We start from the raw sequence: 19924 nt of genomic DNA on the forward strand, positions 1-19924 counted from the left end.
TTATAATTTATGCGTTTCTAAACTCGCGCACTTTTAAAAAAGTACTTAGGCAATACCCACGCAAGTATAAATCCAATAAGTGGTAGCGCCATTTGCATAATGGCATACACCGCACTTGTGCGCCTACTTGCGCCATTAGCAAGTGTAACGGCTTCAGTAGTTATTGTGGCTATACGTCCGCCACCGGCTAAAAGTGTAGGTAAATATTGGCCAAAACTTATTGCTAAACCCAGTGCCGCAGCGATTAAAATTGGTGCAAATAACTGAGGAAGTTTTACTCTAAAAAACACTTTGCATGGGGCGGCGCCTAAACTTGCCGCAACATTTGCAAAGCGTGGATCTAAGCGTCGATAGCTGCTAGCAAGCGACAAAAACACATAAGGTAAAACAAAGAGTAAGTGTGTAAGTACCACATTAAAAAATGCGGCTTGGTTATTTACTAATTGCTGAATCCACACAAGACCAAACAAAAAAGCAATACTAGGCACAAGCAATGGTAAGTAAATAATTAAACTCGTAAAACGAGAAATTGGTTTATCGTTTAATTGCTCCGACTCTAAGCATAACAACGTAATTATAATAGCAAATACGGTTGTTACTAAACCAATAGCAAGTGTATTAAACAGTGGGCTGCCCATTTGCATTAACGCACTTTTAAAGTGTGAAAGTACAAACTGATCGGGTATAGCTGCCGGAAAGCGCCAAAATCCAGCGACCGACCACATTACTAAACCAATAAGCGACAATAATATAAAACCAATAACAAATATGGTGAGGGTAATGGTAATTTTTTGCCAAAACGCGCCGCCATATTCACGCTCGCCATTGGTAAGTAGGTCACTAAATAGCATTTTAATGGCTTTTTCGCCGCCAAGCCATATAGCCAATAACCCACCGGTTACTGCGAGTTGTAGCAAGGCGCCGGCTGAGGCTTTAATACGCAGGTTTAAATCAACATCGTTAAACCAATGCATAATAGCAACGGCCAAAGTGGGCGGTGTATTTGGACCTAGTATAAGTGGCATTTCTACACTTGCGCTGGCATAGGCAAGTACCGCTAAAAGGGGTAAACGTAAAAGTGGATAAAGGCTTGGGAGTATTACTTTAAAAAAAGCAGTCATTGGGCAGTAACCCAAATTAAGCGCGACTTTGTGTTGTTGGCGTAACTTTTTGCCGAGCTCAGGTTGCGCCAATACGCCCAGTGCCATTAATAACAAAAAAGGAAGTTCTTTAAGTGTTAAGCCTAAAATTATACTAATACCAAACGAGTCATGCGGAAACATGCCGTTTGGTGCAAGATCCCAACCGCTCAACCAAGGTGATATTAAGCGCGAAATCATACCTGAAGGGGCAATTAAAAAACCAACTGCAATAGCGGCTGCTGCGTGTGGTATTACTAAAATTGGACTCAGTAAACGCTGAATATGACCAAGCCAAGGACTGTTAAAAAACACAGCTAAAATCATTAAGGTAATGACAAAAGCAAGTAGGGTACTTACCAAGCCAGTTGCAACACTTAATGCAACCATTTGGCTCAAACCAGGTGTTTGCCAAAGTGCATTAAAGCCCTGTAAACCAATACTGGTTTGTTCAAGCGCTGGAGCCCAACCAAAGGCGGGTAGTAAAACACTAATTAAGCCACCAAGTACGGGTAATATCAGTAAGGCGAGTAAAAAGCGCGGGCTAAACTTAACTATACGGGTAAATATATCAGTATTACAATGCGTAACGGGCTTTGAAGTTGCAATCACTTTGTTTGAAATTACACTCATTTGCTTACCCCATAACGCGTTTGCCACCCTTGCATAATTGCATCAACCCAGCTTGGGTGTGGCTCACTTAATGTGCGTTTAATACTGTTAAAAGGAAGGGCGCTTGGGTGTGGTTTAGTTGTTTTAAACAAAGCTTGTTGCTCAGCATTTAATGTCGATTGAATAAGTACCGTTTTATCCCCCCAAACATGCGCCTGCTGTTTATGAGCCTGTGCTTGTGGGCTAAGTAAAAAATTAGCCACTAATTGTGCACTTTGCTGGTGGCTGGCATTGTAAGGAATAGCGATAAAATGGGTGTTACTTAAACTGCCATCATTCATAGCGTAACTACGAATACTGTTTGGTAAATCATAGCGTTTAACTGCTGCAGGCACTTCGGGTGCTGAAAACGTAAAGGCTAAGCTCAGCTCTGTATCGTCTACTAAGCGTCGCATTTGTGCACCACTTTGCATAAAGTGCGTACCACCACGCCAAAGTGTTGGGTGCAGTTTATTTAAAAAGTCCCATAACGGATTTAGGACTTGTGCCGTATTTAAAGCGGTAGCTGGTTGGTTTAACTGTGCTTTTACACTTTCATTACTTTGTTGATGCAGCATTACTAGTGCGTACTTTAAAAAGCTCATACCTAAAAAGTCAGGTGGTTTTGGGTAGCTAAAGCGGCCTGGGTTTTGCGCGCTCCAGTTTAATAATTCGTTTAATGTAGTGGGAAGTTTATTATTAGCTGAGCCATCTATTGCTAGGCTATCGTAATAAAATGTGAGCGATGCTTGCCCCCAGGGTGCTTCCATTCCATTGGTAGGTAATCCAAAATCAAAATTAACAGCCGGATTGTTTATCGGATCGGTAAATACAAAGTTAGGTAACTTATTAGCCCATTGCTTTAAAAGCAGAGAATGCTCGCTCATGGTGGCAAAGTTAGCACCATTTATCCACACTAAATCAACACTGCCTTGGTTATTATTATTGGCTGATTTTTCTGCAAGTACACGGCTTACCGCTTCGCTGGTGTCGCTGAGTTTTACATGCACTAAGTTTATGTTGTACTTAGTTTTAACTTGTTTTGCAGCCCATTGAATATAGGCATTTATTTGTGCATCGCCGCCCCATGCATAAAAGTACACGTCTTGGTTTTGACCTTGCATTTTAATATGTTCCCAACGTGATTTTTGGGCAGCATTATTCTTTATATTATTTTTGATATTAGTATCGGTGCTAGTAACCGTACTGGCAAACGTTGAGGTCGAAAAAACACCAAAACTTGCCGTTATACAAACGCAAAACGCGACACAGCAAAAGCTGTATCGCGTAATGATTTGCCAAAACTTAATGGCGTGCATTTAAATCCCAGTTGTAATCTAAAAATTTAATTTTCATCTCACCACTTTTAAGTGCTTTTTGCTGATTAGGCATCAGTTTAAGCGCATCTGGATATTGCAGCATAAACTCACCCAGTGTGTTTGTGCCTCTAAAGCCTTTTTCAAAATCATCGCCGTACCACTTAAATATAGAAGACACGCTTAGCGTATTATCTTTTGCAATGTTACGAGTTGTATCTGATAAAAAGCGAACCGTTTGTTCTTGTAGTTGTGCTTCTAAAGTGTCGGCGGTGTACGCTTCTTCACGAAGTGCAGGGCAACCAACACTCGCACAATTTACAGCAAAGTGAATACGTGGGTCGTTATATTTACCGCTACCACGAATTAAACCATGCTCTATATCATCAAGACTACGTGTTTTACCAAGTAAAGGAACAAACTCTTTACTCCACGGTGAGCTAAAAAAGCTACCTAAATCTTTAATTGACTTAAGATCAGGGTACTTAGTTAAAATAAGCTCAACAGTCCACGCATTATAAGCATTGATTAAAAAAGCGAGTTGCTTAGGCTTTTCCCAGCCATCAAACTCACTTTGTGTTACTGCTGTTAGTGAGTCTAAATAACTTTTAAGTTCTTTATGCTGTAATTTTATAGCAGCGTAATCAACCTCAGTACTATGGCCATTATTAATAGCAACAACATTGTTAGTTACTAACGTGTTCCAGCTATCGTGCATGCTTTGGGCTTGGGCTGTAAATGAAGTTGCAAACGATGTTGCAACTAAAACCGAGCCAATTAGTAGTGCTTTTAAAGGTGTTTTAAACATAATTAACCTCTGCGCCAAGTGTGGTATTTTTCAAGTAAGTTAAGTACTTTTTCAGGAGCATGAGCGCGTTTCCACTCACCTGCTGCGTACTTATTACCTTCAGCCCATGTAGGGTAACTATGAATAGTACCGAGTATTTTGTTAAGCCCTAAGCCGTGCTTCATTGCCAGTACAAATTCAGCAATTAAGTCGCCAGCATGTTCAGATACTACGGTAACACCCAATATTTTGTCTTTGCCTTTTGGTGTAATTACTTTAATAAAGCCTTTAGTGGCGCTATCGGTAATTGCACGGTCTAGCTCTTCAAATTCAAAACGAGTGATTTCATAATCTATCCCTTTATCAATAGCATCTTGCTCGTTTAAACCAACACGTGCTACTTCTGGGTCAATAAATGTAGTCCACGGAATAACACGGTAATCTACTTTAAACTTTTTAAGGTGACCAAATAAACCGTTTACTGCTGCGTACCAACCCTGATGAGCGGCCACATGTGTAAACTGGTATGGACCTACAATATCACCCGCTGCAAAAATATTTGGGTACAGTGTTTCTAGGTATTCGTTAGTTACTACAGTGCGGTTTGTTTCTATGCCTAGCTCTTCAAGACCGTAACCTTTAAGACGCGCACTTCGACCAACGGCACATAGTAGCTCATCGTATTCAATATCTATTTCTTTGTCGTTATGTTTAACAATAATGAATTTTTTACCATCGCGAGCTTCGCAACGTAATGCCTGATGCGATGTTAAAATATTAACGCCACTTTCGGTTAACGCTTCATGAGCAAAAGTAGACACTTCAAGATCTTCTTTGATCATGATGCGCTCCGCCATTTCAATTTGCGTAACACTTGAACCTAAACGTGCAAAGCTTTGTGCTAATTCGCTACCAATTGGACCGCCACCTAGTACTACAAGTTTTTTAGGTGCTTCATCAAGCTCTGCAAATTTATTCCACAATGTATCGCTTGTTACATAGCCTGTTTCTTCAATACCGGGTAGTGGCGGTACAAATGGGCGTGCGCCAGTTGCAATAACAATGGTGCGAGCGGTGAGTGTTTGCGTGCCGCCATCGTTAAGTTTAATTTCTACAGTCCACGGGTCTATTAATTTACCGTAACCTTTTACTACATCTACGCCTAAGTCTGTGTAACGCTCAACACTGTCGTGTGGTGCTACATCGGCAATAACTTTATGTACACGTGCCATTACTTTTTTGAACGAAAACTGTGGTGTTGCGTTTTCTAGACCGTAGTTTTCACCGTGGCGAATTTGCTCTGCAATTTTAGCGCTTTTAATAACTGCTTTACTTGGAACACAACCGTAGTTTAAACAGTCGCCGCCCATTTCGCCGGCTTCAATAAGGGTTACTTTTGCTTTAACCGCAGCGGCAATATAACTTGTTACCAAACCACCAGCGCCCGCGCCAATAACAATCATGTTACGGTCGAATTTTTTAGGCTTAGTATAATTTTTGTATACACGACGTTTTTTAAACACGTTTAAGATTCCTTTAGCAATAAATGGGAAGATTCCTAACAAAGCGAACGATAAAATTAAGTTGAACGATAAAATGCCCGATAAGCTATCAATTTGTGCCAGTTGCGTACCTGCATTAACAAATACAAATGTACCGGCTAGCATGCCTGCTTGGCTTACCCAGTAATAAGTCCATGACTTTATTGAGGTAACACCCATTAGTAGGTTTATTAAAAAGAACGGAAACACCGGCACTAAGCGAAGAGTAAATAAATAAAATCCACCTTCTTTTTCAACACCAGCGTCAATGGCGGCTAGGCGCTCAGGAAAGCGTTGCTTAATTGTATCGCGCAGTAAATAACGAGACACTAAAAAGGCGAGTGTTGCACCAATAGTCGATGCAAACGATGCAACTAATAAACCCTCTACCAAGCCAAATAATGCGCCTGCTGCAAGTGTTAAAATAGCCGCGCCTGGTAAAGATAAGGCAGTAACTATTACATAAAGTAAAAAGAACCCACCAATAACCAACAACGGAGATTGCTCTTTGTAATCGCTAAACTGATCCATTGATCCTTTTAAGCCATCAAGCGTTAGTAGTTGGTGCAAATTAAAGTGAAAGAACAAGCCTACGGCGCCTGCTGCAATCAATAATAGAAATATTTTTTTAATCATGTTCTCTCTCTTAAAAATTATGAGTAAGCGTAAGCTTGGCGTTAATTGGCAACTCAGGAAAAGCCAAAGTTGCACCAAAGTAACCGCCTTCAAATACTGGGCGCCAGTTTTTTTGATTCGTAACGTTGTTTACGTCTAATCGTAACTTGGTGCTAGGCGTAAAAGCATAGCTAGTATTTACGTTTAACGTGTATTGATCACGAATCTTTACTGTCGCCAAAAAGTCTAATGGGTAACTCTTTGTATATAGACCTGAAAAACCCGTTTGCCATTTCGAATTAATTGAATAATTTCCGTTAAAACTAAAAGATTGTTCCGGAATACCCTGAACACGCCTATCAGATGGCGCAAACGCCGTAAAACTAGGCGCACCAACACTGGTACCTTCAATAATATCTGGACGAGAATTATCAAATGCATCTGCTACTTGTGCTGAATCTTGACTGCTTGCAGAGTTATCGTAGCGAGCATCGATATAGCTGTAACCCGCGCTTAACCAATATGGGTAGGCGTCGTAAAATACTTGGCTTTCAAAACCGGAAGTACGAATGCCTGTGTTGCTACCATCGCGATTACGTAAACTACGACGTTGACTAAATAAAGCAGCATCTGCGTACCAATCACTGTCGGTTGGTGCGTATTTTAAACCAAACTCAACAAGGGTATTTTCAGTAGAAAAATTTTGTGCACTTATTGTATTGTCACTACTAAGCGCTGTACCACCGGCCATACTGTTTGATGTAGCTTCGTTATAGCTTGCAGTGCCGTAAGTAGTGTAGTCACCATTTAGTCGGTAGTTAAAACTGATTTGCCCAGAATGTAGTTTATCGTTAATGCTATCGCTGGCTGCAATTTGCCCTTGTGGTGCTATTGGGTCGTGTGCGTCTACGTCATAAAAGTCAATACGATAGCCAACGCTTGTGTGAAATTTGCTTGTCCAATCTGAATCTTGTTGAATGGCAAAGCCTGTTTGCCATGAGCGCGAATCGGTAGTGTCTGATAAATTAAAGTCGCCACTGCCGTCGTTATTAATATCGTATTGACCACCGGGTGATACAAACACACCTGGGCTAATTTCAATTAAACGCGCTTGTTGTGTGTCGGTTAAAGGAATGCGGCGGTTTGAAAGTGGGCCTGTCAAATCAATAGGTAAGTCGGCTTCTGTTGTAAATTGGCTATAGCCTAATACGCGGTTATAACGTACATCAAATGCAAAAATAGTTTGCTGATTACTATTCCAAAGATAAGTAAGCTCAGTACGGTTTTGTGCTGTATCGGCACCATCTATAATTTCAACAAAGCTATTTTGCGCAATTTCTTCACGTTGTAAGTGCTGAAAATACGTGATGTTTTTAATTGATGCGTTGTTGGAAAGCTCACGCTTATAAATACTGTGTATTAAATAAGTCGTCGCTTCGTTTTGATTATCAGGATCGGTAAGTACCGTGCTTCGGTCTATTTTTACTTGCCCAGTTGGCGAAATAATTGAACCAGCGGCTGGTACTGTGCTGCCATTTGCTTGTACGCCTTGCCCTGTAATATAAAGCCCGTCATCTATTAGTGCTTGAGTAGGGCGGTTAATACCGGCGTTATCGGTAAACTCAACTTGATACAACTCAAAGTTAATATCCCAGCTGCTTTTGTCATCAGGTAATACACGTAACGATGCAAATAAGCTGTCGCTCTTTGTGCCTGAAAAGTCGTAGTAACTGCCGTTATCAATGTGCTCAGCACTGACTCTAAAGCCTACTTTGTCTTTTACAATAGGTGCGCTGTAATCTACTAAAACACTGTATTGGTCCCATCGACCCGCAGATACTGTTGCTTTGCCTTTACTTTCATCAGTAGACGCTTTTTTAGAATGTAAGTTTACAAAACCACCATTTCGCTGGCTTGAGCCAAATAATACCGGTGGTGCGCCTTTTACCACATCTATTTGTTCTATAGAGTTGAACGATAACGGCACCCCAAAGCCATTATTACCTGCTTGACGACGTGTACCATCTTGAAAAAGCTCACCTAATTGCCCACGAATAGTTGGTAAGCTTGGTGCACCAAAACCACTCGCTGAGTAAGTATTAGGGCTTACTGCTAATACATCTTGTAATGTCGTAATGTTAAGTTGTTCTATTAATTCGCTTGAGATTGGTGTTACCGAACGCGCTATATCTTGCAGTGCTAAGTTGTCGCCAAAAGGTCCATCAACTGTAGCGTCTTTAACAGAAAGTCCTTGAGATCTAATAACTTGACCAGCCACCTCAATGCGCTCTATTGAATCATTTGTCTTTGTTGATTCTTCTGCTGCAAAAGCACTAAGTGGGGTATTTAATATGGTGGCTAAAGCTAAAGCCAAGTATGCGTGTTTCAAGCGTTTTCTCTCTATAATTATATGTTGATGGCGATAAAGACCGAAAGGCGTAAAAATAACTTTCAGTCAAACCTCAATTCTTTTTGTTTTTTAGAACATAACAAAATTAGTGTTTTTTAAGGTTAGTAACTTAGTATTATAGTTTTACTGGTTAGCTAAAAAAATCGATAAATTGTATTACATTGAACATAAACATTTGCTTTTAATGAGTTTTTTAATTGTAGACTACTTTTTAGTTCTTACCATTTTATATAGAGCAGCCTGCTTACTGAATTTATAAAACTAAAGTGTGCGGCGTTATAATTATTAGAATTTAACTTTTATTAAAAAAATTAATTTTTTTTGAAATAAAAACGAATTTATACGGTCTTCGTCTATTCAGGTTTATTTATATATTTTTTAAAGGAAGTTTTATGACAAATTCAATGAGTTCAGATGTACAAAATCGTTTGCAGTGGTCTCTTTTATCGCTTCGCTTAGGTGTTTTTATCGTAATGGCTATGTGGACGTTCGATAAATTCGTAAACCCAGGTCATAGTGCGCGTATTTTTGAACATTTTTACGGTATTAGTGGCTCATCTGATATTGTTGCTTATGTTATTGGTGCTCTTCAACTTGTTTTAGTATTGGCATTTTTAGCGGGTATTAAAAAACGTATTACTTACGGTATCATTTTTGTAATGCATGGTTTATCTACGCTTTCGTCTTACAACCAATACATTGATGGTTTTAATAACTTATTATTCTTCACTGCATGGCCAATGTGGGCTGCGTGTTTTGCACTTTACTTGTTACGTGACCAAGACGTAAAATTTACTGTAAAGTAATAAAAAAATAGCTATATCCATAAGGTTATAGCTAAAAGTACATTGGGCTGAGTTACTTACTACTTCAGCCCAATGTATAGCCTTTAAGTACTTCTTTTAATAATCCACCCTCTTTATCATCTTCTAAAAATAATCCTTTTTATATTATTTCACCCTTAATATTGCGTTAGATCAAAGTTAATACATTTGTAAGAACAATATCGACAGCTTTAGTTTATGTTAGCTATACGGTTAGTAGGTTTTAATTACCTCAAGTTATTCAACTCAATGTTGTATAGAAGGCTCGTATGGAAAAGGTCAAAATTTCGTCAGCGCATCAGTCATCAAATCGTTCAGTAAACAAGTCTTCACATAATCAAAATTGCGATGAATGGAGCAAGCTCGATTTAGCACAATTACAAGCAAAGCTAAAAACATCATCCGACGGGTTAAGCCAAACTGATGCCACACAAAGATTGGCACAATATGGACCTAACGAACTAGTTGAAGAAAAAACAAACCTACTACTCAAATTTTTATCTTACTTTTGGGGGCCAATACCGTGGATGATCGAGGCTGCTATTATTTTATCGGCGCTTGCTAAGCACTGGGCTGATTTTTTTATTATTCTTGTATTATTGCTGTCCAACGTATTGGTTGGCTTTTGGGAAGAGCATCAAGCGGGTAATGCAATTGCTGCATTAAAAGCAAAATTAGCTAACAAAGCACGCGTTCGCCGTGATACTCAATGGCAAAATTTAAATGCCAGCGAACTTGTACCAGGTGATGTTATTAGAATGCGGATGGGCGATATAGTGCCTGCAGATGCGCGTTTGCTAAATGGTGATCCAGTAGAAGTCGATCAATCATCACTTACGGGTGAGTCGTTACCGGTTGTAAAGTCGGCGGGTGAAACTGTTTATTCGGGCTCTATTATTCGCCAAGGTGAAATAGAAGCAATAGTTTACGCAACCGGCGCTAATACCTTTTTTGGTAAAACAGCACAGTTAGTGCAAGGGGAGCGAACCGCAAGTCATTTTCAGCGTGCAGTGCTTAAAATTGGTAATTATTTAATAATGCTTGCTGCGGCTTTAGTGCTGCTTATAGTTATTGTTGCTTTGTTTCGCGATGATCCAATGATTACCACATTGCAGTTTGCACTCGTATTAACCGTTGCGGCAATACCAGTCGCCATGCCAACAGTGCTATCAGTTACTATGGCTGTAGGCGCTCGTTTATTGGCTAAAAAGCAAGTGGTTGTAACACGTTTAGCTGCAATTGAAGAGCTAGCGGGTGTTGATATTCTTTGTTCCGATAAAACCGGCACATTGACACAAAACCTATTAACATTAGGTGACCCGTTTTATATCGAAAACTCAATAAATAAAGGCTCTGCTGAGCAAGTTATATTGTACGCGGCATTAGCATCTCGCTCAGAAAATAACGATCCGATTGACTTAGCAGTATTACAAAGTGTAAAAGCTGAGCAGCATCTAGATTCTTATCATATAGAGCATTTTCAGCCATTTGATCCTGTGAGCAAACGTACTGAAGCATTAATTAAAAATGCTGATGGCAAAACGTTTAAAGTGACCAAAGGTGCACCGCAGGTTATTTTAGCTTTGTCGGCTAATATTGAGACAGTTAAAACTGCAGTTGAGGTATCGATAGATGAATTTGCAGCACGTGGGTTTCGCTCGTTAGCGGTTGCTAAAACAGACGAGCAAGGTAAATGGCAATTTATAGGCGTATTGCCGCTTTTTGATCCACCCCGTGAAGAAGCAATACAAACCATTGCCGATGCAAAAGAAATGGGTATGAGCGTTAAAATGGTCACGGGCGATCAAGTGGCCATTGCGCGCGAAACTGCAAGTAAACTGGGTTTAGGGACAAACATTCTTGATGCTAGTGGATTTGGTGCAACTGAGCATCACCAAACAACGCAGTTAGATGACTCTATTGAGAGTGCTGACGGATTCGCACAAGTATTTCCTGAGCATAAATACCATATTATTGATGTGCTTCAGCATAGAGGGCACATTGTTGGTATGACAGGAGATGGCGTAAATGACGCGCCAGCACTTAAAAAAGCTGACTGTGGTATTGCTGTATCGGGTGCTACAGATGCAGCGCGTTCAGCAGCATCAATTGTGTTAATGACCGATGGCTTATCGGTCATTATTGATGCAGTTAAAGAAAGCCGAAAAATATTTCAACGCATGAACAGTTACGCTATTTACAGGGTTGCTGAAACACTGCGCGTACTACTTTTTATGACAATGGCGATATTAATTTTTAACTTTTATCCGTTAACCGCAGTCATGATTGTAATGCTTGCTTTACTTAACGATGCCGCCATTTTGTCTATTGCATACGACAATGTGCATTATCAAAATAAGCCCGAAACATGGAATATGCGGCTCGTTTTGGGTATTGCATCTGTGCTGGGAATTGTAGGGCCAATTGCAGCCTTTGGTTTATTTTACTTGGGCGATAAAGTATTTGAACTCGACCGCCCTCATCTTCAAACATTAATGTACTTATTACTTTCTGTAGCAGGGCATTTGACTATATTTTTAGCGCGTACCCGAGGTCCATTTTGGTCTATTAAACCGTCTGCTATATTAATGGTCGCCGTATTTGGCACGCAAGTTATAGCAACACTTATTGCTGTTTATGGTGTGTTTATGACCCCACTAGGATGGGGATGGGCACTTGCTGTGTGGGCATATGCTTTGGTGTGGTTTTTTATTAACGATGGTTTAAAGCTAGTGGCGTATCGAATTTTTGATCCGACAGAAGCACCATTGCTAGAGAAGAGTTAACGCATAGGCTTAAAAATGGTTATAAGCCAAGTGGCTTATAACCAATAGTACACAAGGGAGTGTATATAAGGTGGTTCAATTATTTGTGAATAGGGGTACTCACAAATACAAAATATTTAGTGCATTGCATCGTTATATTGCTTTGCTAAACTTTGTTTTTGCCCCTCGGTTAGTGCTTTTCCTGCCAATTGAAATACTTCGTGTTCTTCTTCACTTAAATGATGATGTACCAAGTGATGTAATTTTTTAGCGGTTACTAACCAAGCCGATGAGCTCATTTTTGTGTCTTCAAGTTGCTCAATTAATTCATCAATTTCGTGATGTTCAGCAACGCTGTGGCGTGCTTTTACGTGAGTTAAATCATCAAACATAAGTGGGTTGTAAAAGTAACGTTCTTCAAACTTTGCGTGTTGTTCTAATTCAGTTTTTAGCTCATCCATTATAGTATGGCGTTTGTCTGTTTCACCGTGGGTTTGAATAAGTGCATCAACTAATTCTCGTTGCTTATCATGATCGTGACGTAGCGCTTCAAAAATGTTCATAATTAATCCTTTTACTTACTATTGATTGCTTATTGAATTGTAAGCAAGTGCAATGCCACAGGTTAATCTTTTGAAATTATTAGGTTTATATTTATATTTTTGTTTTTTTATAGCACTAATCTGTAAATTTTACAGAGAGGTTAATGCAATTATTTCAAAGAGTAAAACAGCACAAAAGTATAAATATTGAGTAAGTTTACTTCTACAGATACTTACAAAATTTGGATAGGAAAGCCTATTATTACGGTGCTAAAATAAAATTTAAAGATAGGAAAATATTTTAAGTTTAAGGATAAACATGAAAAACTTTATTACTGTTTTTTCACTATGTTTTGTATTAAGTGCTTGTAGTTCGCCAACACATACTGATTCGGATGAGTGCATAGAAGAAGCTAATTCGACCGATAACAATGGTGCTCAAACAAGTACCGAAGTTTATAATCAATGTATGAGCGCTAAAATCGAAACAAATCATAAAAATGACATTTTTACAGATGCAGTTGGTTTATTCTTTTTTGAAGTTTTTGTTATTGCGATTGAAATGGCAACAAACTAACATTTACGTTTAGGTAGGGTAAATATGAAACAGCTTTTTACTACGTTTTTATTATGCTTGCTACTAAGTGCTTGTGCATCGCCTGACTATGCAGGGTCTTCAAAATGTATGCAGCAAGCTGATACTGCATATGAGGTTGAAGCACACACGGTAGAACAATTAAAAAATGAGTGCAAAGCTATGCAAGTAAATGCTAAAAACAAAAAAATAGAAAACCATGGCATAGTAGACAGAAGTATTTTAGAGTTTCTGACTAGTTTTTTAAATGGCGTGTTTAATTAGTGAAGAATAAAACTAAACAAGGTATTTATGCGTGAATCGTTAAGAACAAAAATAATCACAGTGTGCGATAAAAAAATAGCAAGCAAAGGCGAAAATGTTGGACTTTCTTTTTATGCTTTTTTTGCTAATAAAAATGACGACTCTGAGCTACTTATGGAAGCGGCTACATGGTGGATACAAACTCATAAGTTAGATCACTTTGAAAAAGCGCATAAAATTAAACAGATGATTTTAGATGGGCTTTAACTAACTACCTTGCAGCCACCAAAGATTAATACGCTCCTAGTATCTAAAAATCAGCAGCTACTTCAAACTCTAATCGTTTTTGCGTTATTGGGTGAGTAAACGCTAAATACTCAGCGTGTAAATGTAATCGGTCGGCTTTTTTTCCGTAATGAGTATCGCCAACAATAGGCATATTTAAACCTAAACTGTGGGCGCAATGTACTCTTAATTGGTGGGTTCGACCTGTTTTAGGGTACAACTGCAATCGGGTTGTATTGTTTTTACGCGCTAAAACATGCCATGTTGTAAGCGATGGCTTACCATTTTTGTAACACACCATTTGACGTGGTTTATCATCAAAGTCGAGCACTAATGGTAAGTCTACCGTTCCGCTATTTTCAATTACATTTCCTGCGACCAATGCAACATAACGTTTTTCAATAACGCGCTCTATAAACTGCTTTTGCAGGGCTTTATGCGCTCGTTTATTAAGTGCGATCATCAATAATCCAGATGTCGACATATCTAATCTATGCACAATTAAGGGACCAGAGGCTTCTGGAAATTGCGTTTTAATACGCATATAAACAGAGTCTTCAATATTAACGCCAGGCACAGATAAAAACTCGGCTGGTTTATTTACCACAAGTAAATCGTCATCTTTATAAACAATACTTAGATCTTTACCCTGAGCTGGGTTGATAAGTAGCGGGTTATCTTCAACATCTAAACCCTTTAGCATGTGCCCAAGTATTGGTTGGCATTTACTATAACAAGAAGGGTAGTAGTTTTTATGCTGCCTAATTGCTGATTTTGGCGCAGCTCCCCACCAAAATTCAGCCATAGCAAGTGGCTTTAAGTCATGTTTATAGGCGTATTGTAATAATTTAGGCGCTGCACAATCGCCAGCCCCCGAAGGAGGAGTGTGCTCAGGTAATGCTGCAAATATGGCATTTAAGTCTGTAGTTTCACCATTTGCATTTAAAAATTTGTACTGCGCAAACAACTTTTTTTGTAAGCTTTTAGAAAGCGTTTTACGGCGCTTTTTTAAATGAGCAATTTCATCAGAAATATTGATGTGTGTTTGCTGCAGTGACTCGATTATATTTTGCCAATAGGCTTTAAGTGCCAGCAGTTGCTTTTTTTCTACGATACTTTGCCCTGCAAGCTTATTTTTTAACTGCTCAAAATCACTTTCGCTAAGCTCTAATTCGCCTTCGGTACGTTGTATTTTTCGTTGCTGGCGACCGGCTTGCATTACTGCCTGTTGGGCTAATAGTGCTTGCTGGTAACTCTGTGTTGCATCATCAAGTTTGCTATTAACTTCATGCAGTTGTTCACTATTTTCTAACTGCTCAATTTGAGCATTAATATCGTTAATTATTTTACTTTGAGCCAAATAGCTATCGTCTTGCAGCTGCATGCTAGAAACAGGCGGCACAAAGCTAATATTACCTTTATCACCTTCAATTTGCCCCGAATAAGCACTTAAAAAGCCTAATTGTTGCTTAGCATTTTGCACCACTAAAACCCCAAACATTTTACCTGCATTTTCTGCTTTTAAATGCGTTAACGTTTCAAGTTGTTGCTGTAATTGTTTTGTGGCTGCTACAGCTAAAGGTTGCGGCTCGTAATAAAAAGGGAAAGTAAACTTTTCAGGAAGCGCGAGAGAATCAATATTTTGAGAAAATAATGTAAAGCACAAAGCAGAATTTGACATAGAAGTAAGAGAAAAGCATTCAGTAAAATAATTGAGCGCATAATAACATATTCATAGTTAAGCCACTAAAAATCTCGCACCCGCATATTCATAAACACTTTAAAGCGGACATTCATGTTTTATGTATCAGTATGGGGGGCAGCAAACCTAGGAGTATTGTTTGTTAGTAAAGTCTCAGTAGTAATATATCTATCATTATTAAAATATCTAAGCTTGTCGATTCTCAATAATTGAGCGCATTTCGAAACGATGACTTATCTGATAGATCAGAGGCAAAAAATCAATTTACAGAATAACTTAATATTTAGGAGTTCTATATTATGAGTCAAAGTATCGCAAGTTTTATTACTAAAACCCTTGAACAAGCGGGCGTAAAGCGCATTTGGGGAGTAACTGGCGATTCACTTAACGGCATTAGTGAAAGCCTGCGAAAAATGGGAACAATTGAATGGCTAGGCACACGTCATGAAGAAGTGGCAGCATTTGCAGCTGGTGGCGAAGCACATTTATCAGGCGAGCTTGCGGTGTGTGCGGGTTCTTGCGGCCCAGGTAATCTTCATTTAATTAACGGTCTATTTGATTGTCAGCGCAATAACGTACCGGTATTAGCTATTGCCGCACATATTCCTTCATCTGAAATTGGCAGCAGCTATTTTCAAGAAACCCATCCGCAAGAATTATTTAAAGAATGCAGTGTGTATTGTGAAATGGTTTCGAGCCCTGAGCAAATGCCGTACCTGCTAGAAACCGCAATGCGACAAGCAATATTAAACAAAGGCGTGAGTGTACTAGTGCTACCTGGCGACATTGCATTAAAAGATATGCCTAAAGCTATCAAACCAAAATGGAACGTGCCAAAACCAGCAACTTATACACCTGCTTTATCTGATATTGAAGCAATGGCGACTCATCTTAATAAAAGCAAAAAAGTAACCTTATTGTGTGGTGCTGGTTGTAAGGATGCCCACGATGAAATTGTTGCGCTAGCCGAAAAATTACAAGCACCGATAGTGCATGCTATGCGTGGTAAAGAATTTATTGAGTACGATAATCCTTACGATGTTGGTATGACCGGATTTATTGGTTTTGCGTCGGGCTATCATGCAATGCAAGAAGCCGATACGTTACTTATGATTGGTACTAGTTTTCCTTATCGTGCTTTTTATCCTGAAAATACCACCATATTGCAAATTGATAATCAGCCAGCGTCACTCGGGCGACACGTGCAAATTGATTGTGGCGTACTAGGAGACACAAAAAACTCAGTGACCACACTGCTTGAGCATATTAAAGGTGAGCGGACAAGTTCGCACTTACAAAAATGTGTTAAAAACTACAAAGAGTCTCGAAAAGATCTTGATGAACTTGCCAGCGGCAAAACCTCGCAAAATTTAATTCACCCGCAATACCTAACGCGTTTACTAAACGAGCAAGCGGCTGACGATGCTGTTTTTACTTGCGATGTCGGTACGCCAACAGTGTGGGCTGCGCGTTATTTATCAATGAATGGTAAGCGCCGGTTAATTGGATCGTTTAACCATGGCTCTATGGCAAATGCCATGTCGCAGGCAATGGGGGTTCAATCTGTAGATAGAGATCGTCAAGTCATTGCAATGTGTGGCGATGGTGGTTTTTCGATGTTAATGGGCGATTTAATCTCGCTTAAACAGCTTAATTTACCAATAAAGATTGTTGTTTATAATAATCGCTCACTCAGTTTTGTGGCTATGGAAATGAAAGCCAGTGGGTTTTTATCAAGCGATACCGATTTAGAAAACCCAAGTTTTGCTAAAATTGCAGAAGCCTGTGGCTTAAAAGGGATTCATGTGGACGACCCTGAAAAACTGCCATCGGCAATGAACGAGATGATGAACCACTCAGGACCTGTTGTTTTAGAAGTCGATACCGCAAAACAAGAGCTTTCAATGCCACCGCAAATCAAATTAGAGCAAGCAAAAGGCTTTAGCGTTTACATGATGAAAGCGCTGATAAATGGCAAAGGAAACGAAATTGTAGAGCTTGCCAAAACTAACTGGTCACGCTAGTTAAGTTACTTCCCTATTGAGTATTTTGGCTCAATAGGGAAGTGCCATAGTAATAATCCTCACAGTCATCCTCGACCATTAATAAGCGATGGTTGCTTGTAAGTAATTGAACCAAAATAGAAAATCATATATGGTTTATCGTTAACTAAATCAACATGCACACAACAGTGTTTTAAGGGCTTCTTCTACAAAGAGGAGGTGGAGTAATAAATAATGAAATGGAAATCGGTTTTACTGTCACTGGTTGTTTTGTGGCTTGTTCAGGCTCAGCAAAGCAGTTTACGAACCAGTGAATACGCAAATATAGTTTCTGATTTGGATGAGGTTAGTGTGCTTGGCGAATGTGAAATTTCTACCGAAATCACAAGAGAGTGGCCATTGTCTTGGGCCGTCAGCAGCGCTGAAATTACCGTTAAAAACAAAAAGCATTTACTGGCAACAACAACGAGTAAATTTAATAAACCAGATCGTAAACTTCTTAGCACAGGCAAAACCCAATATCACTTTACGTGGACTGAAACCAAAAATAACTCTGTATTTGCATCATACATGGACGTAGAGATAGAACCGACAGGTAAAGTTGCAGACCTTATAATAGGCAATTGCTCTGATTATCCCGAAGGCCCAGAATTAATAGGGTATTTAGAACGTTGTAATAGTATTGTAGAGTCCACTACGTGTTTGTAAAAGTAGGTATAGAGTGTTGATTAAAATTGAAGACTTTTCTTTAGCATGGCGCTGGATTAGCGCATCCCATGGCGATTTTTCTAAAGATACACTAAATAAACTCAATCCATTGAGCGAAGATCAAGCAAGAGCATTAATTGCTACTACACCTATTAACTTTCCGGTTGGAGCAAAAAGGTTTGACTCCACACAAGGGAATGAATTAACACGCCAATGGTTAAAGGGCTTAGTAAATGATTCGCAAACAGTAACAATTTGCTGGGATCAAGAAACAGCGCTTACATTACCTTGGCTAGTTTTTTGTAGTCACTGGGATGATTTTTGCTATTCATCAAGTGATGACATAAATCTGTATTTTGAAAGCGGTGAACTTTTTTTACGTTGGAATCACTATGAGGTTTTTGAGTTTGACTCAAGTGCAATGTAATGAGCTAAAACACTTAGCATTGGCATCAATTGCTACGTGGTAGTTGTTGTTAGTTTAACGCTTCACTCGCTTTACTCAATCAAAGTAAAGCGAGTGCTCAGTATAATTTACAAACTCTTTTTAGGCGGTAGGGCTACGTTTGCAAATATTAGCCCTGCAACAAGCGACATAAATATTAAAAACGTTTGTTGACCTATATGCTCTGCATATACAAAGTCTTGACCTTCAATAAGTGAATTTAAGCCAATATACGTTTTGCTTCCTGGTACTAATACAATCAAGCCTTGCATGGCAACAATAGAGGCCGGCGCATTAGCAACACGGTTAAACAAGTTACTAAATATACCCACCGATAAAGCACCTACAAACGTACCTAACGTGTAATCAAGGTACATAGCCGAGCCAATACTGGTGCCATACGCTATAAAGCCTGATGCGATAGACCAAACAGCATGCTTAAGTTTGGTTCTAAAAATAACGATTAAGCTGCTACAAAGTAAAAATATAGCCAGCCATGCGGTCCACTTTGGTAATGGCTCCGGTTGTACAAAATCGGCTTGCCCAAAGAGTGCAAAGCCAATACCTATACCAATAAAACCACCAAAATACAGTTTAAATAGCAGCATGAACGAGTCCATTACTCGCGCAGTACCCGACACTAAATGCCGCGCTGCCAGCTCTGCTAAACCAAGCGCAAGTGCTAAACCAGGTATAAACACAATAATGGCCGAAAGTACCACTAAGCGTATATTTATCTCAGGTGTTATATACACACTTACTGCACACGCAAGTATTGCTGATATTATTGCCACTAATGGCTCAAGCATATGAGCTACGCGTTTTGAGCGCCCAGACCAAAGTACAAATAAATAAACAACGAGAGTAAGCATTGATGACCAAATTACGTCAATCCAGCTTGTGCCCATTAACATGGCAAACGCACCACCAGAGGTTGCAAATGCAACACCCGTTGTTAGTTTGTTATACGGGTTTGGCATTACAAAAATAGCGTCTAGCTGGGCGTCGACCTCTTGTAAGGTTAATTTGTCGTCGAGCATTTGATTTACAAGGTCGTCGGTATCGGCAAGCGAGCCTAAATCGTGATCGCCAGGGTCTACACGTGCTACGTGGGTGTACTCGTCTTCGTGACCATCGGTCCAAATAACAAACGTTACAGAGGTTGGCGACATAACAAACGACGATTTAAGTCCTAAGTAAGTAGCCACTTCCATTAGATGAGCTTCCAGGCGGTAAGCGGGCGTACCATACTTGTGAAGCATTTTGCCTAATTTAACGATAAATTTGCGTTTTTCTGTAAAAGTTGCAGTTTTCAAATCTTTTTGGACCAAATATTGCGATAACTAAGCTAAA

At 39.4% G+C, this 19924-nt stretch carries 16 protein-coding genes; 8 read left to right on the forward strand and 8 right to left on the reverse strand.

The genetic code is table 11. From position 1 onward, the window contains the following. Positions 1 to 17: 17 nt before the first annotated feature. From GQR56_RS03740 to GQR56_RS03760, 5 genes are read right to left on the reverse strand one after another with little or no spacing between them, the layout of a single operon-like run. The gene (locus GQR56_RS03740) at positions 18 to 1772 is read right to left on the reverse strand and encodes an ABC transporter permease subunit (RefSeq protein WP_166109198.1); all 1755 of its coding nucleotides are present in this window, start codon (positions 1770 to 1772) and stop codon (positions 18 to 20) included. Further along, a complete protein-coding gene (locus GQR56_RS03745; RefSeq protein ID WP_166109199.1) occupies positions 1769 to 3109 on the reverse strand; it encodes an ABC transporter substrate-binding protein in 1341 nt (446 codons plus the stop codon). Before GQR56_RS03745 ends, GQR56_RS03740 begins: the two co-directional genes overlap by 4 nt. Continuing rightward, positions 3096 to 3914: a DUF547 domain-containing protein gene (locus tag GQR56_RS03750; RefSeq protein WP_166109200.1), complete on the reverse strand. Its 819-nt coding sequence runs from the start codon at positions 3912 to 3914 to the stop codon at positions 3096 to 3098. The genes GQR56_RS03745 and GQR56_RS03750 overlap by 14 nt, the downstream gene beginning before the upstream one ends. 2 nt (positions 3915 to 3916) lie before the next feature. After that, positions 3917 to 6070, reverse strand: a complete 2154-nt coding sequence (locus GQR56_RS03755) for a bifunctional TVP38/TMEM64 family protein/FAD-dependent oxidoreductase (RefSeq protein ID WP_166109201.1) — start codon at positions 6068 to 6070, stop codon at positions 3917 to 3919. Between the two features lie 10 nt (positions 6071 to 6080). Beyond that, positions 6081 to 8438, reverse strand: a complete 2358-nt coding sequence (locus tag GQR56_RS03760; RefSeq protein ID WP_166109202.1) for a TonB-dependent receptor — start codon at positions 8436 to 8438, stop codon at positions 6081 to 6083. A 413-nt stretch (positions 8439 to 8851) separates the two neighbouring features. Between GQR56_RS03760 and GQR56_RS03765 the strand changes: the two genes are divergently transcribed. Together GQR56_RS03765 and GQR56_RS03770 are read left to right on the forward strand one after the other, a co-directional pair. Further along, the gene (locus GQR56_RS03765) at positions 8852 to 9265 is read left to right on the forward strand and encodes a hypothetical protein (RefSeq protein ID WP_024610890.1); all 414 of its coding nucleotides are present in this window, start codon (positions 8852 to 8854) and stop codon (positions 9263 to 9265) included. 287 nt (positions 9266 to 9552) lie between these two features. After that, positions 9553 to 12069 carry a plasma-membrane proton-efflux P-type ATPase gene (locus GQR56_RS03770; protein WP_166109203.1) on the forward strand — a complete coding sequence of 839 codons (2517 nt, stop codon included), beginning with the start codon at positions 9553 to 9555 and terminating at the stop codon, positions 12067 to 12069. 116 nt (positions 12070 to 12185) lie between these two features. Here GQR56_RS03770 and GQR56_RS03775 read toward each other — a convergent pair whose 3' ends face one another. Continuing rightward, a complete protein-coding gene (locus GQR56_RS03775; protein ID WP_166109204.1) occupies positions 12186 to 12611 on the reverse strand; it encodes a hemerythrin domain-containing protein in 426 nt (141 codons plus the stop codon). 298 nt (positions 12612 to 12909) lie between these two features. Here GQR56_RS03775 and GQR56_RS03780 point away from each other — a divergent pair, with 298 nt between their 5' ends. The 3 genes from GQR56_RS03780 to GQR56_RS03790 are packed head-to-tail and all read left to right on the forward strand — an operon-like array spanning position 12910 to position 13695. Then, positions 12910 to 13167: a hypothetical protein gene (locus GQR56_RS03780; protein ID WP_206018080.1), complete on the forward strand. Its 258-nt coding sequence runs from the start codon at positions 12910 to 12912 to the stop codon at positions 13165 to 13167. 24 nt (positions 13168 to 13191) lie between these two features. Further along, a complete protein-coding gene (locus tag GQR56_RS03785; protein ID WP_024610894.1) occupies positions 13192 to 13449 on the forward strand; it encodes a hypothetical protein in 258 nt (85 codons plus the stop codon). Positions 13450 to 13476: 27 nt separating this feature from the next. Then, positions 13477 to 13695: a DUF6500 family protein gene (locus GQR56_RS03790; protein ID WP_166109205.1), complete on the forward strand. Its 219-nt coding sequence runs from the start codon at positions 13477 to 13479 to the stop codon at positions 13693 to 13695. Between the two features lie 43 nt (positions 13696 to 13738). Here the strand turns inward: GQR56_RS03790 and GQR56_RS03795 are convergent, their stop codons facing one another. Next, a complete protein-coding gene (locus GQR56_RS03795) occupies positions 13739 to 15394 on the reverse strand; it encodes an RluA family pseudouridine synthase (RefSeq protein ID WP_166109206.1) in 1656 nt (551 codons plus the stop codon). A 320-nt stretch (positions 15395 to 15714) separates the two neighbouring features. On the opposite strand from GQR56_RS03795, the gene poxB reads away from it, so the two are divergent. The 3 genes from poxB to GQR56_RS03810 all read left to right on the forward strand — a co-directional run bounded on the left by poxB (position 15715) and on the right by GQR56_RS03810 (position 18553). Further along, positions 15715 to 17439 carry a ubiquinone-dependent pyruvate dehydrogenase gene (gene poxB / locus GQR56_RS03800; RefSeq protein ID WP_166109207.1) on the forward strand — a complete coding sequence of 575 codons (1725 nt, stop codon included), beginning with the start codon at positions 15715 to 15717 and terminating at the stop codon, positions 17437 to 17439. Positions 17440 to 17652: 213 nt separating this feature from the next. Next, a complete protein-coding gene (locus GQR56_RS03805; RefSeq protein WP_024610898.1) occupies positions 17653 to 18126 on the forward strand; it encodes a hypothetical protein in 474 nt (157 codons plus the stop codon). Between the two features lie 13 nt (positions 18127 to 18139). Then, a complete protein-coding gene (locus GQR56_RS03810) occupies positions 18140 to 18553 on the forward strand; it encodes a hypothetical protein (protein WP_253948849.1) in 414 nt (137 codons plus the stop codon). A 107-nt stretch (positions 18554 to 18660) separates the two neighbouring features. Here the strand turns inward: GQR56_RS03810 and GQR56_RS03815 are convergent, their stop codons facing one another. Beyond that, a complete protein-coding gene (locus tag GQR56_RS03815) occupies positions 18661 to 19887 on the reverse strand; it encodes a threonine/serine exporter family protein (RefSeq protein ID WP_024610900.1) in 1227 nt (408 codons plus the stop codon). Positions 19888 to 19924 lie beyond the last annotated feature (37 nt).

The sequence above is a fragment of the Pseudoalteromonas sp. Z9A5 genome (assembly GCF_011378875.1).
In the GTDB taxonomy this organism is placed as follows: Bacteria; Pseudomonadota; Gammaproteobacteria; order Enterobacterales; family Alteromonadaceae; genus Pseudoalteromonas.

Excerpts from the sequence above, each read along its gene's own strand:
- GQR56_RS03785 (WP_024610894.1), top strand. The coding sequence starts at position 13,192 with ATGAAACAGCTTTTTACTACGTTTTTATTATGCTTGCTACTAAGTGCT.
- GQR56_RS03805 (WP_024610898.1), top strand. The coding sequence starts at position 17,653 with ATGAAATGGAAATCGGTTTTACTGTCACTGGTTGTTTTGTGGCTTGTT.
- GQR56_RS03765 (WP_024610890.1), top strand. The coding sequence starts at position 8,852 with ATGACAAATTCAATGAGTTCAGATGTACAAAATCGTTTGCAGTGGTCT.
- GQR56_RS03770 (WP_166109203.1), top strand. The coding sequence starts at position 9,553 with ATGGAAAAGGTCAAAATTTCGTCAGCGCATCAGTCATCAAATCGTTCA.
- GQR56_RS03790 (WP_166109205.1), top strand. The coding sequence starts at position 13,477 with ATGCGTGAATCGTTAAGAACAAAAATAATCACAGTGTGCGATAAAAAA.
- GQR56_RS03745 (WP_166109199.1), bottom strand. The coding sequence starts at position 3,109 with ATGCACGCCATTAAGTTTTGGCAAATCATTACGCGATACAGCTTTTGC.
- GQR56_RS03755 (WP_166109201.1), bottom strand. The coding sequence starts at position 6,070 with ATGATTAAAAAAATATTTCTATTATTGATTGCAGCAGGCGCCGTAGGC.
- GQR56_RS03775 (WP_166109204.1), bottom strand. The coding sequence starts at position 12,611 with ATGAACATTTTTGAAGCGCTACGTCACGATCATGATAAGCAACGAGAA.
- poxB (WP_166109207.1), top strand. The coding sequence starts at position 15,715 with ATGAGTCAAAGTATCGCAAGTTTTATTACTAAAACCCTTGAACAAGCG.
- GQR56_RS03750 (WP_166109200.1), bottom strand. The coding sequence starts at position 3,914 with ATGTTTAAAACACCTTTAAAAGCACTACTAATTGGCTCGGTTTTAGTT.
- GQR56_RS03780 (WP_206018080.1), top strand. The coding sequence starts at position 12,910 with ATGAAAAACTTTATTACTGTTTTTTCACTATGTTTTGTATTAAGTGCT.
- GQR56_RS03740 (WP_166109198.1), bottom strand. The coding sequence starts at position 1,772 with ATGAGTGTAATTTCAAACAAAGTGATTGCAACTTCAAAGCCCGTTACG.
- GQR56_RS03795 (WP_166109206.1), bottom strand. The coding sequence starts at position 15,394 with ATGTCAAATTCTGCTTTGTGCTTTACATTATTTTCTCAAAATATTGAT.